The 13,820-nt window shown below is 42.5% G+C and carries 17 protein-coding genes; 9 read left to right on the top strand and 8 right to left on the bottom strand.

Going from position 1 to position 13,820, the window contains the following annotated elements:
• Positions 1-12 precede the first annotated feature (12 nt).
• The 5 genes from J3P43_RS05670 (at position 13) to dnaA (ending at position 5,365) form a co-directional block, all read left to right on the top strand.
• A complete protein-coding gene (locus tag J3P43_RS05670) occupies positions 13-546 on the top strand; it encodes a DUF7935 family protein (protein WP_255900125.1) in 534 nt (177 codons plus the stop codon).
• Positions 547-595: 49 nt separating this feature from the next.
• Positions 596-2,134: an acyl-CoA mutase large subunit family protein gene (locus J3P43_RS05675; protein ID WP_255900127.1), complete on the top strand. Its 1,539-nt coding sequence runs from the start codon at positions 596-598 to the stop codon at positions 2,132-2,134.
• Between the two features lie 17 nt (positions 2,135-2,151).
• Complete coding sequence (locus tag J3P43_RS05680; RefSeq protein ID WP_255900129.1) at positions 2,152-2,916, top strand: 5'-nucleotidase C-terminal domain-containing protein; 765 nt, start codon at positions 2,152-2,154, stop codon at positions 2,914-2,916.
• Positions 2,909-3,841 carry a bifunctional metallophosphatase/5'-nucleotidase gene (locus J3P43_RS05685; RefSeq protein ID WP_255900131.1) on the top strand — a complete coding sequence of 311 codons (933 nt, stop codon included), beginning with the start codon at positions 2,909-2,911 and terminating at the stop codon, positions 3,839-3,841. Before J3P43_RS05680 ends, J3P43_RS05685 begins: the two co-directional genes overlap by 8 nt.
• A 96-nt stretch (positions 3,842-3,937) precedes the next feature.
• A complete protein-coding gene (dnaA, locus tag J3P43_RS05690) occupies positions 3,938-5,365 on the top strand; it encodes a chromosomal replication initiator protein DnaA (RefSeq protein ID WP_255900133.1) in 1,428 nt (475 codons plus the stop codon).
• Positions 5,366-5,611: 246 nt separating this feature from the next.
• Here the strand turns inward: dnaA and J3P43_RS05695 are convergent, their stop codons facing one another.
• Genes J3P43_RS05695 through J3P43_RS05725 form a run of 7 tightly spaced genes read right to left on the bottom strand, consistent with a single transcriptional unit; the run spans position 5,612 to position 9,912 of the window.
• On the bottom strand, positions 5,612-6,415 hold the full coding sequence (locus tag J3P43_RS05695; RefSeq protein WP_255900135.1) for an MOSC domain-containing protein: 804 nt from the start codon (positions 6,413-6,415) through the stop codon (positions 5,612-5,614).
• Positions 6,415-7,029, bottom strand: a complete 615-nt coding sequence (locus tag J3P43_RS05700; RefSeq protein ID WP_255900137.1) for a YdeI/OmpD-associated family protein — start codon at positions 7,027-7,029, stop codon at positions 6,415-6,417. The genes J3P43_RS05695 and J3P43_RS05700 overlap by 1 nt, the downstream gene beginning before the upstream one ends.
• Before the next feature lie 45 nt (positions 7,030-7,074).
• The gene (locus J3P43_RS05705; RefSeq protein ID WP_255900139.1) at positions 7,075-7,638 is read right to left on the bottom strand and encodes an NUDIX hydrolase; all 564 of its coding nucleotides are present in this window, start codon (positions 7,636-7,638) and stop codon (positions 7,075-7,077) included.
• Positions 7,622-8,032: a hypothetical protein gene (locus J3P43_RS05710; protein WP_255900141.1), complete on the bottom strand. Its 411-nt coding sequence runs from the start codon at positions 8,030-8,032 to the stop codon at positions 7,622-7,624. Before J3P43_RS05710 ends, J3P43_RS05705 begins: the two co-directional genes overlap by 17 nt.
• Positions 8,033-8,055: 23 nt before the next feature.
• Positions 8,056-8,862 carry a TPM domain-containing protein gene (locus tag J3P43_RS05715; RefSeq protein WP_255900142.1) on the bottom strand — a complete coding sequence of 269 codons (807 nt, stop codon included), beginning with the start codon at positions 8,860-8,862 and terminating at the stop codon, positions 8,056-8,058.
• A 36-nt stretch (positions 8,863-8,898) separates the two neighbouring features.
• Positions 8,899-9,324 (bottom strand): TPM domain-containing protein, encoded by a 426-nt coding sequence (locus J3P43_RS05720; RefSeq protein ID WP_255900143.1) that lies wholly within the window; start codon positions 9,322-9,324, stop codon positions 8,899-8,901.
• Between the two features lie 9 nt (positions 9,325-9,333).
• The gene (locus tag J3P43_RS05725) at positions 9,334-9,912 is read right to left on the bottom strand and encodes a LemA family protein (RefSeq protein WP_255900145.1); all 579 of its coding nucleotides are present in this window, start codon (positions 9,910-9,912) and stop codon (positions 9,334-9,336) included.
• A gap of 407 nt (positions 9,913-10,319) precedes the next feature.
• Between J3P43_RS05725 and J3P43_RS05730 the strand changes: the two genes are divergently transcribed.
• From J3P43_RS05730 to J3P43_RS05745, 4 genes are read left to right on the top strand one after another with little or no spacing between them, the layout of a single operon-like run.
• On the top strand, positions 10,320-10,697 hold the full coding sequence (locus tag J3P43_RS05730) for a hypothetical protein (RefSeq protein ID WP_255900147.1): 378 nt from the start codon (positions 10,320-10,322) through the stop codon (positions 10,695-10,697).
• 60 nt (positions 10,698-10,757) lie between these two features.
• Complete coding sequence (locus J3P43_RS05735; protein WP_255900149.1) at positions 10,758-12,302, top strand: NAD(P)/FAD-dependent oxidoreductase; 1,545 nt, start codon at positions 10,758-10,760, stop codon at positions 12,300-12,302.
• Between the two features lie 10 nt (positions 12,303-12,312).
• On the top strand, positions 12,313-12,672 hold the full coding sequence (locus tag J3P43_RS05740) for a CoA-binding protein (protein ID WP_255900151.1): 360 nt from the start codon (positions 12,313-12,315) through the stop codon (positions 12,670-12,672).
• Positions 12,673-12,711: 39 nt separating this feature from the next.
• A complete protein-coding gene (locus J3P43_RS05745; protein ID WP_255900153.1) occupies positions 12,712-13,086 on the top strand; it encodes a hypothetical protein in 375 nt (124 codons plus the stop codon).
• 192 nt (positions 13,087-13,278) lie between these two features.
• Here J3P43_RS05745 and J3P43_RS05750 read toward each other — a convergent pair whose 3' ends face one another.
• Entirely contained in the window at positions 13,279-13,518 is a 240-nt protein-coding gene (locus tag J3P43_RS05750; protein WP_255900155.1) for a hypothetical protein, read from the bottom strand.
• Positions 13,519-13,820: the final 302 nt, after the last annotated feature.

The following is a 13,820-nucleotide window of genomic DNA, read 5'->3' on the forward strand; positions in this document are numbered from 1 at the left end:
ACAAATACCAGAATGGATACTTTAACGAACTTTATAATAGATGTTTTAAAATTTGTGCTCGCCGGAACAGCAGTGGTTTATATTGCCTGGCAGATAATTAAACCTGAGCTGCAGAAAGCAAATCAGTCGGGTCTGCTTGATTTGAAAAAGGCGTCGCTTGAAACTACATTGCCCCTGCGCTTGCAAGCTTACGAGCGATTGGCGTTGTTTATTGAGCGCATCAATCCATCCAATATGTTGGTCAGGGTGCATGTTGCCGGGACGACAGTCCGAGAGATCCAGCAATTTTTAATATCTGAAATTCGTACCGAGCACCAGCATAATATCACCCAGCAACTGTATGTAAGCAGCCAGGCCTGGGCTGTAATAAACCGTATCAAAGAAGATACCATCAGTCTGATTAATAATACCGCTGCGGGTTTATCGCCCGAAGCCTCATCAGTAGAGCTCAGCAAGGTGATTTTAACCCATTTGGCAAACCTGGATGAAAATCCTTACGATGCAGGCCTGATGTTATTGAAGCATGATATGCAACATTTTTTTTAAACCTCTCGTCTAGTCTTCACGTATTGACGAAAAGCTTCCTTTAATGAGCATGAAGTACAAGACCACATCCGGAATAGAGATAAAGGAAGTTTATACAGAACCTAAAGATCTTCGGGAATTGCCGGGAGAATTTCCCTTTACGCGGGGTATCCGGAAAGATATGTATCGCGGAAAGCTATGGACGATGCGGCAATATGCCGGCTTTTCTACCGCAGCAGAGTCGAATAAGCGCTATCATTATCTGCTAAAGCAAGGTACTACCGGTTTGTCGGTAGCGTTCGATCTGCCTACACAGATAGGATATGATTCCAGCCATTCTTTATCAGAAGGAGAAGTAGGTAAAGTTGGCGTTGCTATTGATTCTTTGCAGGATATGGAAGAATTGTTCGACGGCATCGACTTGGAGAAGATTACAACTTCGATGACCATCAATGCAACCGCTTCAATCCTCCTGGCCATGTATATTGCCCGGGCAAAGAAGCAGGGAGCCGACCTTAAAAAGATTTCGGGAACTATTCAAAACGATATTTTAAAGGAGTACGCTGCCAGAGGGACATATATCTATCCGCCTAAACCTTCAATGCGCCTGATTACCGACGTTTTTGAATATTGTAGCAGGGAAGTGCCGAAATGGAATACAATTTCAATTTCCGGATACCATATTCGGGAAGCAGGTTCGACGGCGGTGCAGGAGCTGGCTTTTACCTTAGCCAATGGTAAGGCTTATCTGAAAGCAGCTCTCGAAAAAGGTTTAGATATCAATATTTTCGCAAAGCGATTATCTTTCTTTTTCAACTGTCATAACAATTTTTTTGAAGAGATAGGGAAATTCAGGGCCGCCCGCAGGATGTGGGCAACACTTACCAAAGAACTTGGCGCCACGGACGAAAAGGCGCAAATGCTAAGATTTCACACACAGACCGGCGGCTCGACTCTGACGGCACAGCAGCCCCTGAATAATGTAGTTCGGGTATCAACGCAGGCGCTCGCAGCAGTGTTAGGCGGAACCCAATCTTTGCATACCAATGGTTACGACGAGGCATTTTCGCTGCCTACAGAAGACGCAGCCAAGCTTGCACTACGCACTCAGCAGATAATCGCATTAGAAACAGGTGTTACCGACACCGTCGATCCTTTAGCCGGCTCATATTTCGTAGAGTCATTAACCGACGAGATCGAGAAAGCAGCCTGGAAATATATTGAAAAAATTGACGCTTTAGGCGGAGCTGTTGCCGCTATAGAATCCGGATACATCCAAAACGAGATAGCAAGTTCTGCCTATGAATATCAAACAGCTGTAGAAAGCGGCGATCAAAAGATCGTGGGTGTAAATAGTTTTAAAGAGCTAGGTGAAACACAATTCGAGCTTTTTAGGGTAAGCGACTCTATCCGGGAGCATCAGATAAAAAAACTCGAAAACCTGAAAGCAAGCCGTAATAATGAAGAGGTTGCAGGCGCGCTGGGCGCCTTGAAAGTGGCAAGTCAGACTTCTGATAACCTGATGCCACACATAATTCATGCGGTCGAATGCTATGCAACCCTGGGAGAGATATCGGATACCTTGCGGGCAGAGTTTGGAGAATATTGAGTATAACCTTTGTTTCGATGCGGTTAAGACAGATTAAGAAGTTTTTTATTCTCCTTGGAGTGCTGGCGCTAAGCAGCTGTACCGGAGCTTATAAATATGTAAGTTCGAAGGAGAGACTTTATTTAATCGACCGGAGTTTGCCTTTAGATTCTTCCGTCTTAAATTTTTATTACCCGTATAAATTGAAGATTGATTCTCAGATGAATGCTGTAATTGCTAATACGGCAACAGAGATTACACGTGGTCGCCCCGAAGGCCGGTTGAATAACCTGGCGGCAGATGGGCTTGCTGCTATAGCCAAAAAACATCAGATCGATTTCGATTTTTTGCATATCAATTATAAAACCTTGCGGGTGCCATTACCGCCCGGGCCGATAAGAACATATAAGATCTTTGAGCTAATGCCATTCGAAAATAACCTGGTGTCAATAAAGATGAAAGGGAGTGATGTATTCGACCTGTTTCAATATATGGCTCGTTTAGGTGGAGATCCTATTTCCGGAGCATCGTTCAAAATTGAGGAGGGGAGGGCCACGAAAATATTGATAAAGGGAGAAACATTGGATTTTGATAAAGCGTATACGGTGCTCACCAATGACTATCTGGCGAATGGAGGCGACAATGCATCTGTCTATCTTAAAGCACTTGAGAGGAAAGATTATAACGTTAAGCTGCGGAATGCTTTTATGGAGTATTTGGTTCAGCTCAACAATACAGAGAGCCAGATAAATCCTCAAATAGACGGGCGCATAGTAAGTGATAAAGTGATTGCTGATGAATAGAAGGAACTTTCTTCAGGGTACGGTAGCCGGTTCTGTACTATTTGCTTTGGGTTTAAACTCCGAAAGCCTTTACGCTGCTTCCGATTTTGTGAAGCTTACCATCCTTCATACTAACGATGTTCACAGCCGGATTGATCCTTTTCCGCTCGACGATGAGAAGTTTCCAGGTCGCGGGGGAGTAGCGCCACGCTCTGCCTTGATAAACAAGATACGACAGCAGGAGAAAAATGTATTACTGTTTGATGCCGGCGATCTTTTCCAGGGCTCCCCATACTTTAATTATTATGGTGGCGAATTAGAGATGAAGCTGATGAGCAAGATGGGGTACGATGCCGGAACCATGGGCAATCATGAGTTTGATAATGGGATAGAGGGCTTTCATAAGCAGCTTCCTCATGCCAGCTTTCCGTTTTTAACGAGTAATTATGATTTTACTGATACTATTTTAAGGGGAAAGACCAAGGATTATCAGGTCTTCAAAAAAGACGGATTAAAGGTCGGCGTGTTTGGCCTGTGCATCGAACTTTCTGGCATTGTAAATAAAGAACAGTACGGAAATACGAGGTACCTTGACCCCTTAAAGAAAGCTCTCGAAATAGAGTCTTTTTTGAAAAAAGAAGAGAAATGCGATCTGGTAATATGCCTTTCTCATTTAGGATACGATTACAGGAATAATAAGATTTCCGATAAGGTGATTGCAAAAAATACTCACTATATTGACCTCATAATTGGGGGGCATACTCATACCTTCTTAGACGTCCCGGACTCGGTTAAAAACTTAAACGGAAACGAAACACTTATTAACCAGGTGGGGTATGGCGGAGTGAATTTAGGGCGGTTGGATTTCGTGTTTGAAAGGGATAGAAGAGGAAAAAAGACCTACTCAGCTGCCACAGAGCAGATTAACAGTTATTTTAAATTTTAGTTTTTTAAGTAGAAAATTTTTAGAATATTCGATGTTCCAAATCCGCCTGTTTTTTCGTTATCAGCGGGGTTGTAAATCAGATTATTAAGTTAAAATATGGAAAAAACTTGTACAAATGTATGGAGCAGCTGCCTGCAAATCATAAAGGACAACATCCCTACACAGAGCTACAAGACTTGGTTTGAACCAATCAAGGCTTTGCGTCTGGAAGGTAATGTGCTTACCATACAAGTACCCAGTTTATTCTTTTACGAATGGCTCGAAGAGCATTATGTAGGGCTCTTAAGAAAGACTGTAAAGAAGCAGTTGGGCGAAGAAGGACGTTTAGAGTACAATATAGTAGTAGAGAAATCATCAAATAATAAGCCTTACACAACCAATATGCCATCTAATGGCAATGGCTCAGACGCTAAAAGGCAGTCGATGCCTATACCGGTTGCTTTGAATAAGGATATTAAGAACCCTTTCGTGATACCTGGTTTGAAAAAGCTTCAGGTAGATCCGCAGTTAAATCAGAACTATAGCTTTGAGAATTTTATTGAAGGCGACTGTAATCGCCTTGCACGCTCTGCCGGTTTTGCCGTAGCCGGAAAACCGGGAGGAACTTCTTTTAATCCCTTGATGCTTTACGGAGGCGTTGGCTTGGGAAAGACTCACCTGGCTCAGGCTATAGGTAATGAAATAAAACGTTCACATCCTGATAAGCTGGTGATTTATGTTTCGTGTGAGAAGTTCTGCCAGCAGTTTGTTGATTCATTGAAAAACAATACCATCAACGATTTTGTGAACTTCTATCAGGCAATGGATGTCATCATCATGGATGATGTTCATAACTTCGCCGGAAAAGAAAAAACGCAGGATATTTTCTTCCACATATTTAATCATTTACATCAGTCAGGTAAGCAAGTAATTTTGACTTCCGATAAACCACCTAAAGATCTGGCAGGTTTAGAAGAACGTTTATTGAGCCGTTTTAAATGGGGCCTTTCGGCCGATTTACAGGTGCCCGATCTGGAGACCCGTATGGCGATCCTGAAAATGAAAATGTATACCGACGGCATTGAGTTGCCGGGTGAGGTAATCGAATACGTTGCTCATAACATCGACAACAACGTTCGCGAGTTGGAAGGAGCTATGGTTTCGCTGCTTGCGCAATCAACCTTAAATAAGAAAGAGATTGATTTGGCGTTAGCTAAATCAATGTTAAAGAACTTTATTAAGAATACATCGAAGGAAATCTCGATGGAGTATATTCAAAAGCTGGTTTGCGAGTACTTTGAAGTGCCGGTAGAGATGGTGAAATCAAAAACACGTAAACGCGAAATTGTACAGGCCCGTCAGATTTCAATGTATCTTTCAAAGAGCCACACTAAAACCTCTCTAAAGTCTATCGGCGCATTCTTTGGCGGAAGAGATCACTCAACAGTAATTTATGCTTGCCAAACGGTAGAAGATTTAATAGATACTGATAAAAAGTTTAAGGCTTATGTTCAGGATATCCAGAAGAAATTAAAAATGAGTTAAGCATCATAGATAGAGACAAAATCAAAGGTCCTGGCGTTTTCGTCAGGACCTTTTATATAATATTTTGCTGGTGTTGTGGCAAATTTGCTCAATAGGCAGATCATTTGCATCTCAAGTTCCCTATAGGCAATGACGCCCGAGTACACTGCTGATAATGACATTAAAGGAAACAACGTCCAAAGGGTATCTACCTTGTTCAGTTATAAATAAACGGAACCAAAGCTTTGGATTATAATTTATCGTCGTTTATTTATAACTGATTATTTCGATATCGTCATTTTCGCGGATAATACCTTCATTTAAAGCAATCAGGTTTTGGCCAAATAAAACTTTATTATCGGTACTGCGGTAGCTTGACAAAGTTTGAAGGGGTTCTTTGCCTCTTTTCCCCGTTTCTTGGTCAACTGTAGTTAATATACACCGGGCGCAGGGTTTGGCAACTTTAAAGTGAACTTCGCCTATTTTTATTTCAGCCCAGGTGTCTTCTGCAAACGCATCAGTACCAGATACTACAAGGTTCGGCCTGAATCGATCCATAGGAACCGGCTGGAGTAAGCGCCTGTTCAGGTCGTCTAACGAAGCCTGCGAGATTAACAGGTAGGGAAAAGCATCTGCAAAACTCACCTGCTCATTTCTTTCAGCATATTTGGGATCAACCGGTCTTTTGCCGGTTTCAGGGATGAAAACCAGCTTGCAAGGTCTCTTAAGAAAGTCGCTAAACCATTCGTCTGCTTCATCACTTAGATGAACTGCCGTAACGTCATCGTTCCAGATTGTAACCGCTATATTCCGGCCAGTTTCAGGGTCAAAGTTTAGAGCGATCTTTTGTTTGGGCTCATCTTTACAGTAGATGTGTGCGATGTGACCGGTCATTTCGGTATTTAAAAGAGCAAGCGAATGCTCTACGCGCTGAGTTATGAATTTACCGCTATGGTCCACAAGCATCCAGCGCCTGTCATGCTCAAAACCACGCTGAAGTGCCTTGCATTCGGATCTTCTTATGCCTCCTAAAGATTTAACAGGATAAATAAAGATATCTTGGATCTTCATCAACGTGTTCGTTCGTATTTCCAGTTTTTTCCCTTTCCTTCTGTAATCCATTCTATAGCCGTGGCAATACGCTTATTTCTGGTTTCATCAGTCTTTGCTTCCTCAAACCACTCAATATATTCTTTTCGGTGCGAGTTGCTGAAATTCTCAAAATGTGCCTTCGCTATCGGATTATGGTTCAAAACCTCTGTGAAATAATCCGGCGTCTCAATAACAGCCTTGGTTTGTGCAGTGCTTTTGGATACTTTAATGCCTTTTTCATTCAATACAATAGCCTCCCGGATATACGATATCAAAACCGCGTCTTCAGGTAAATCAGCGATCGATTTTATACGCCCAAATTGTCCCATGGCATTCGATACTTCTTTTTGCAAAATCTTTAGCGGGTCTGTAAGTAAAGCGCTTTTCCAGAATCCGAAGGCGCAGTGTTCTTTAAACGAGGCCATGCTACAGAGCGTTCCTTTGCTGTCAAAATGAGGAAAGCCCCATTTTACAGTTTCCAAAATTTCTGGCGAGGCTTGGTGGACAAGGTTTCGGATATGATTTAAGACAGGCTTGGCAAAGTCTGCCGATTTTTCGATGTACGCATTTATACGTGGATCATATTTTTCCATAACGCATTTTTATACGAATATATTGGAAATAACTTTGGGCAGCGATTATCCTAATTTCCCCAGCTTCAATAAGGCATGAAAGGCTGCGCTGGCGTGTAGTGCCTGAGGAAGTTGGTTATTCAAAACCAGGTCTTTGAATTCGTCGATGTTTACGGTCAGCACCTCTATCTCTTCGCGGCCGTCTAAATGTTGTTCCTGTACCTTTCGGCCTCCTCTTGCCAGATAACTGGATGTGATATTGGCCGAAGTTGAGGGGTTGGCATGCAGAATGCAAAGAGGCTCTAATGACTCGAATTGATATCCTGTTTCTTCCAAAAGCTCTCTCTCAATTGCCTTTTCCGGTGTTTCACCCGGATCAATGCACCCTCCGGGTAATTCAAGAATCACTTTTTCGGCGGCATGCCGGTATTGCCTGATCAGTATTACCTCACCTTCCTCAGTAAGTGCAATTGCGTTCACCCAATTCGGGTATTCTAAAACGTAATAATCATCAATCAGGGTACCATCCGGCATTCGACAGGTATCCACTCTCAGGGTAGCCCATTGTTCTTTCACCAGATATCTTGAACTGAGTTTTTCCCACTTCAAAGCACTACTCATACTGCTCATTGTTTAAGAAATTGTCGATCATTTCCCTTCTGCTTAGATTTTCGAACGATTGCTGATGGTGTTCGGTTTCCAGGAGGTTCAATACAAGTGCAACTTTATGTGCTAACGCCGCACATTCTTCGGTATCCTGAAAAGGATGAGCACTTTCAAACATCAAATGAGCAAGTGCATTAAGCTTTTCGGCTGAATAATTTCTTCCTCTTAACTCAGTCTCAAAGTCTTCAACTGTGCTATTTTCGAGAAATTTTTTCTCGAAGCCAAAATTCTCAGAAAGGGTTTCCTCGCTGGTTTTCAAAGCCTCGTCAAAATTCCCCTGGTTTTTTAACCCGATAATTTTTGCAATAACTTGTGCAAGTTTTTGAATCTCTGCCTCAATAAAATCTTTTCGAATCATAATGTGTCTATTTAATTAAGCCACTACCAGCTTCCTCCGGAACCACCGCCACCAAAGCTTCCTCCTCCGAATCCGCCGAAGCCACCACCGCCGCCTCCGCCAAATCCTCCCGAGCCACCACCGAACCCTCCAAAGCCGCCCCCGCCGCCACGATTGCCCATGCCAGACATCAATGTCCACCAAAATAAGCTTGATCCGCCACGACTGCCGATAATCTGTCCGCCTTTTCCTCCTCCGCCTTTGCGCGATAAAAAGAAAATGACGAGAATTATTATAATAATTAATCCGGTTGGGAATTTGTTCGGCTTTCCCGAACTCTTTTTTGGATTGGTATTTTTGTATTCGCCTTTAGTATAAGCTATAATCGCATCGGTGGCTTTGTTGAGTCCGCCAAAATAATCACCTTCCCTAAACCTTGGATTAATTTCATTGAGCCGGATGCGAGCGGCGGTAGCATCAGGCAAGGCGCCCTCTAAACCGTAGCCGGTTTGAATTGACATCTTCCGGTCTTTCAACGCTACAAGAATCACGATGCCGCTATTCTTTCCTTTTTGTCCCACACCCCAGGCTTCTCCCAGCCTTGCAGCGTAAGCGTCTACGTCGTAGTTACCCACAGATTGTATCATTACAATCGCAACCTGGATAGATGTTGAATCGTCAAACGCTACCAGCTTTTGCTCTAAATGGTTCAGTTGGTCTGGCGAAAGTGTGTTGGTGAAATCGTTTACAAGTCTCGGTGGATTTGGCTGCTTGGGGAATTCCTGGGTAAAGCCGTTGAGGCTAAAGAATATTAAAAAGGTAATCAGGAAGCTTAGTTTCTTGGATCTCATTTGCCTGTGGCTGTTTTATCAGTATTTCTGCAGGAACTACATATAAGAAATGTCGTCCGACAATTCATTTTTATCACCATCGGTATAAGGGAAATATTGTTTCAGTTTTTCGCCGGCCATATTAATGCCGGTAATCAGCGCCTGAACAATATCACCGGACTTAAAATGGTTAAGCATGGCGTCTTTGGTAGTGTCCCAAAAATCTTCAGGAACAACTTTGTTAATCCCTGCATCTCCAATGATGGCAAATTTATGGTCTTCCGTAGCGATATAAATCAGCACTCCATTTCGGAGCGCTGTTTTATCCATACCTATTTTGTGGAAATAGTTTGCAGCCCGGTCTAGCGGAGATTCCTTGCAATGCTTTTCAGCACTGATCCGTATTTCTCCGGACGTGTTTTTTTCGGCAGCTTCAATAGCCTCACGAATTTGTTCCTGTTCTGAATCTGTAAATAGAGGCATTATTGTCGTTTAAAATTCAACTTTCGGCGCATTTTGAGAAGCAGCATCTGCCTGAAAATATCCCTTCTCTTTAAATCCGAACATAGATGCAGTAAGGTTTGATGGGAATCTTCTGATTTTAGAGTTATAAGCCTGCGTTACTTCATTGAACTTCTGCCTTTCTACAGTGATCCGGTTTTCGGTTCCTTCAATTTGTTCCTGCAATTGCAGAAAGTTTTGATTTGCCTGCAATTGGGGGTAATTTTCAGTAACCACCATCAATCTCCCCAAAGCAGTGCTCAATTGTCCCTGTGCTTGATTGAACTTCTCTATTGCTTCTGGTGTAAGTTTGGTGGGGTCTACGTTTACCGCAGTAGCTTTCGCACGTGCTTCAATTACAGCTGTAAGTGTCTCTCTCTCGTGGCCCGCTGCGCCTTTTACAGAGGCAACCAGGTTCGGAATCAAATCGGCTCTTCTTTTGTAGACGTTTTGCACCTGGCCCCATTGTGCTTTAACTTGCTCATCGAGGTCTACCATAGTGTTATATCCGCACGATGATACAGATAGCATTGTAAATAATCCGGCTAGGGTATAAATAAATTTTCTCATGATTTAAAGGTTATTGCTTTTCGTTTTTGGTATCAAAATCTATTCCTTCTATGTGTAAATTAAAATATTAAGCATTTGTTAGACATTCTGTCAGTAAAATAGGATAAAATCTCTTTTTGTTTGTATCCCTGCAGATTAGCGTTCTTCTTTTCAACATGCTTCAGCTGCCAGGATTGGCTATCAGGCCTTTTTTAAGTAGTTCTGGTCGCTTCCTATCAAAGCCCGCGCTGGCTTCCAGCTTCCAATGTGGAAATCTACCACTTTAGATGATTAACAGAGATATTATTTTGCATAAATATAAAAAGATGAACCGGGTTAAAAGTTTGGTCTACCTGAAAACTTTTGTAACAATTAGTTAAGAATAAGCGTATAGAAAATTTACGCCATCTGTAATGTTATTTAGAAAGATGAAGCAAACAACTAAAGTGCTTTTACCTTTAGGGTTATTTATGTCTATAGTAATTCCTGTTACTGTAAAGAGTTTATTTACCGAAACCGATTTTTTCGAAAGCGATGGTGATTCTAAAATCGATTTTCTGCAACCTTATAAAACTAAACCCGAAACTGTTACCGGTCTGCCTGAATTGTCGGTAGGCGAAGACGGGGAAATGCAGATCTTAGAGCCTTCGCCCCAAAGCCGGGTACATTCGCAGTCAGAAAAATCTTCCGAAAGAGGTTCCCGGGAAAGGAAATTAAACATGCCTTCTAGCATTACTCCCGCTAGCCAATCTGAGGCGGTGACCGAAACCAGCAGTATTGGTAGCATTGAGATGAATTATAAATAATCTCTTTCTGTCCAGCCAAAGTCTTAAATTTGTTGGTCCGGGATAAAAACCTGGCCCAGCATGATTAAAGAAATAGAACTGGTATTGCTTCCTGCCGAAGCATCCGACGCAAAATCAATACATAATAAGGCAGCGACAAGTTTGCGCATACCTTCCGCCAAAATCTCTGAACTTCGAATTCTTAAGCGATCTATCGACGCCCGGGGTAAACAAGTGGTTTATCGTGTAAAGGCCCAGGTCTTTGTCGACGAAACACCCGCCCCCGAAATTTTTTCTATAAATTATCCCAATGTTGCCGATAAAAAGCCAGTTCTGATTGTCGGCGCCGGTCCGGCAGGTTTGTTTGCTGCATTGCGTTGTATCGAACTGGGTTTAAAACCAATAGTACTTGAGCGCGGCAAAGACGTAAAGCAGCGTCGCCGTGATCTGGCAGCCATTAACAAAGAAGGTGTAATTAATCCTGAATCGAATTATTGCTTTGGTGAAGGTGGGGCGGGCACGTATTCAGATGGCAAGCTCTATACGCGCTCAAATAAACGGGGAGATATCCAATATGTGCTTAAAACCCTGGTGGCTCACGGGGCTACGCCAGATATTCTGATCGATGCCCGTCCGCATATTGGAACCAATAAGCTTCCGCAGATAATTGTGTCTATACGAGATAATATTTTAAACGCAGGTGGAGAGGTGATATTCGATTGCAAGGTTACAGACTTTATCATTAAAGGCGGCGAAATTAGAGGAGTGAAAACTTCTTCGGGTGAAACGTTCAGCTCAGAAAAAGTGATTCTCGCAACCGGCCATTCTGCCCGCGATATCTATTATCTGCTGCAAAAGCAGAAAATTCTGTTAGAAGCAAAGCCCTTCGCTTTGGGTGTGCGGATTGAACATCCCCAGGAAATTATCGACAAAGCACAATATCATTGCGAAATACGCGACCCTTATCTGCCGCCGTCATCCTATAGTTTTGTAGAACAAGTTGAAAATAGAGGAGTGTTTTCCTTTTGTATGTGTCCCGGGGGAATTATCGCGCCCTGTGCAACGGATTATAACGAGATCGTAGTGAACGGCTGGTCTCCATCAAAGAGAAATAATCCCTTTGCCAATTCCGGCACTGTGGTTCAGGTTAACCTGGAAGATATAAAAGGTTATCAAAATCCCTTTTCATTGTTAGAGTTCCAGGCCGAAACAGAGCGAAAAGCGTATGCAGCGGGTGGAGGGAAGCTGGTCGCGCCAGCTCAAAGGCTGGTGGATTTTGTTGAAGGCCGACTTTCCACTGATCTTCCCAAAAACTCTTACTTGCCCGGCACCAAATCATCCGATTTAAAAGAGGTTCTTCCGAGCTTCGTGTATTCCAGGTTAAAACAGGCTCTGCCAGTGTTTGGAAAAAAAATGAAAGGCTATTATACCAATGAAGCAATTCTGGTCGGCGTAGAGTCCAGAACTTCATCGCCTGTCAGAATCCCGAGAGATAGAGAAACTCTGCAACACCCTCAACTTAAAGGATTGTTTCCCTGTGCTGAAGGTGCGGGCTACGCAGGGGGAATAGTGTCTGCCGCTATCGATGGCATGAATTGTGCAGAAGCTGTATTAACAAGTATATAAAACTTAGATAATGAAAAGGACTATAGTGTTAGGAGCTACCCCAGATTCAAGCAGATATGCATATCTCGCATCAAATAAGTTGGCCAGATATGGACACGAAATAATTAACGTGGGCATCAAGTCAGGCGAAGTGGCGGGTGTCCCGATTGAAAAGCCTGAATATATTCACCACGAAGTAGACACTATCACTATGTATGTAGGCACCCGCAACCAGGAGCCGCTCTACGACTATATATTAAATACCTGTCCCAAACGGATAATTTTTAACCCCGGCACCGAGAATCCAGAACTTGAACAATTAGCCGAACAAAAAGGAATAGAAACCGTATTAGGATGTACGTTGGTTATGCTTTCAACAGGCGAATATTAATTGGAGGCATGCCAGCTGTTTCAATAACTTACAACCAGCATGACCACCTTATCATTATCACACACAGCAATTATTAAACAATACCTTCCTTCCCTTTATTTTATCGCCGTCGTAGTTTGGATGACAGTGGAGACCGATAATATGTGGATTTCTTTGATCGCCCTTCCCTTTATCATCCAGATGATTTTGAATAACAAATATTTAAACCTAACTCTGGGGTCGGTTATGATTCTTTGGTCCGCCTATATGGCCTGGGCAACGTTCTTTAAAATTGATAATACAGTTTTGTTTATATCGGTAGCTCTGTGTTTCACGGTGTTTAACTTCTACATGTCTCGAATGATGTTCTTAAATCAGAGTTTCACTATCTCGGCTCTCCGGGAGAATAGCCTCGACGAGACTATGTTTATATAAGTATAATAAGTAGCTATTTAAGGATAGGGTAAATTTTGTCAGTTATGTATTAAGGTACTGCTTTCAATTCATACGCCTGCACCTCTTGCAATGCTCCGTTGCGTCAGGCTTATTCTTCAATGTATAGCTTTCATTGCCCGATTTGCATAATTAACACGCTGCGTAATAGCATCTTTCTGAGCGTGTAATGAGTTAGAGCGCTATTGTCTCCAGTTTATCGGCAATTAAATGTAGGGTAGCCTCATCGACTATCCCGCAATTCTTGCAGATATGCATAAAGCCCCGGCGATCAGGCTCAAAGCTTGCCACCAGTGCCCCGTTTCTTAAAACCTCAAACTTACAGCGGTTATCATCTTCATGGTGTACGTAATCAATAACCTCAAACTGTAATTTTTCCTCATCCTTCAGTACTACTATTTCAAATCTGTCCATTGGCTGTATATAACTCTGAACATAACGCTGCAATTTTTTGAATGTTTGGTTCAGTGGATTCCGCCTTTAGTGGGTCTAATTATTTAATTACCAATACTAAGCATTCAATAGCTTCATGAAATCGAGGTCAAAAAAGGTAAATTATCCTTCTAGCCAATATAAAAAACGTAATACAACCCTTGCCTTGCAATGTTAAAAGGGTTATCTTTGTAGCCCCATCGCGAGGAAGGGGGCGAACTGAAGCGGTTTTGACAGAGAAGGAAAGTATGATCAAGGGCGATTTAAAAAATAAAGTCTTGATA

It is taken from the genome of Paradesertivirga mongoliensis (assembly GCF_024436395.1).
Lineage (GTDB): Bacteria > Bacteroidota > Bacteroidia > Sphingobacteriales > Sphingobacteriaceae > Paradesertivirga > Paradesertivirga mongoliensis.

Coding starts and splice junctions, on each gene's coding strand:
- J3P43_RS05715 (WP_255900142.1), bottom strand. CDS start 8,862: ATGAGATCCAAGAAACTAAGCTTCCTGATTACCTTTTTAATATTCTTT.
- J3P43_RS05720 (WP_255900143.1), bottom strand. CDS start 9,324: ATGCCTCTATTTACAGATTCAGAACAGGAACAAATTCGTGAGGCTATT.
- J3P43_RS05735 (WP_255900149.1), top strand. CDS start 10,758: ATGATTAAAGAAATAGAACTGGTATTGCTTCCTGCCGAAGCATCCGAC.
- J3P43_RS05680 (WP_255900129.1), top strand. CDS start 2,152: ATGCGGTTAAGACAGATTAAGAAGTTTTTTATTCTCCTTGGAGTGCTG.
- J3P43_RS05695 (WP_255900135.1), bottom strand. CDS start 6,415: ATGAAGATCCAAGATATCTTTATTTATCCTGTTAAATCTTTAGGAGGC.
- J3P43_RS05675 (WP_255900127.1), top strand. CDS start 596: ATGAAGTACAAGACCACATCCGGAATAGAGATAAAGGAAGTTTATACA.
- J3P43_RS05740 (WP_255900151.1), top strand. CDS start 12,313: ATGAAAAGGACTATAGTGTTAGGAGCTACCCCAGATTCAAGCAGATAT.
- J3P43_RS05750 (WP_255900155.1), bottom strand. CDS start 13,518: ATGGACAGATTTGAAATAGTAGTACTGAAGGATGAGGAAAAATTACAG.
- J3P43_RS05685 (WP_255900131.1), top strand. CDS start 2,909: ATGAATAGAAGGAACTTTCTTCAGGGTACGGTAGCCGGTTCTGTACTA.
- J3P43_RS05705 (WP_255900139.1), bottom strand. CDS start 7,638: ATGAGCAGTATGAGTAGTGCTTTGAAGTGGGAAAAACTCAGTTCAAGA.
- J3P43_RS05700 (WP_255900137.1), bottom strand. CDS start 7,029: ATGGAAAAATATGATCCACGTATAAATGCGTACATCGAAAAATCGGCA.
- J3P43_RS05730 (WP_255900147.1), top strand. CDS start 10,320: ATGAAGCAAACAACTAAAGTGCTTTTACCTTTAGGGTTATTTATGTCT.
- J3P43_RS05710 (WP_255900141.1), bottom strand. CDS start 8,032: ATGATTCGAAAAGATTTTATTGAGGCAGAGATTCAAAAACTTGCACAA.
- J3P43_RS05725 (WP_255900145.1), bottom strand. CDS start 9,912: ATGAGAAAATTTATTTATACCCTAGCCGGATTATTTACAATGCTATCT.
- dnaA (WP_255900133.1), top strand. CDS start 3,938: ATGGAAAAAACTTGTACAAATGTATGGAGCAGCTGCCTGCAAATCATA.
- J3P43_RS05745 (WP_255900153.1), top strand. CDS start 12,712: ATGACCACCTTATCATTATCACACACAGCAATTATTAAACAATACCTT.
- J3P43_RS05670 (WP_255900125.1), top strand. CDS start 13: ATGGATACTTTAACGAACTTTATAATAGATGTTTTAAAATTTGTGCTC.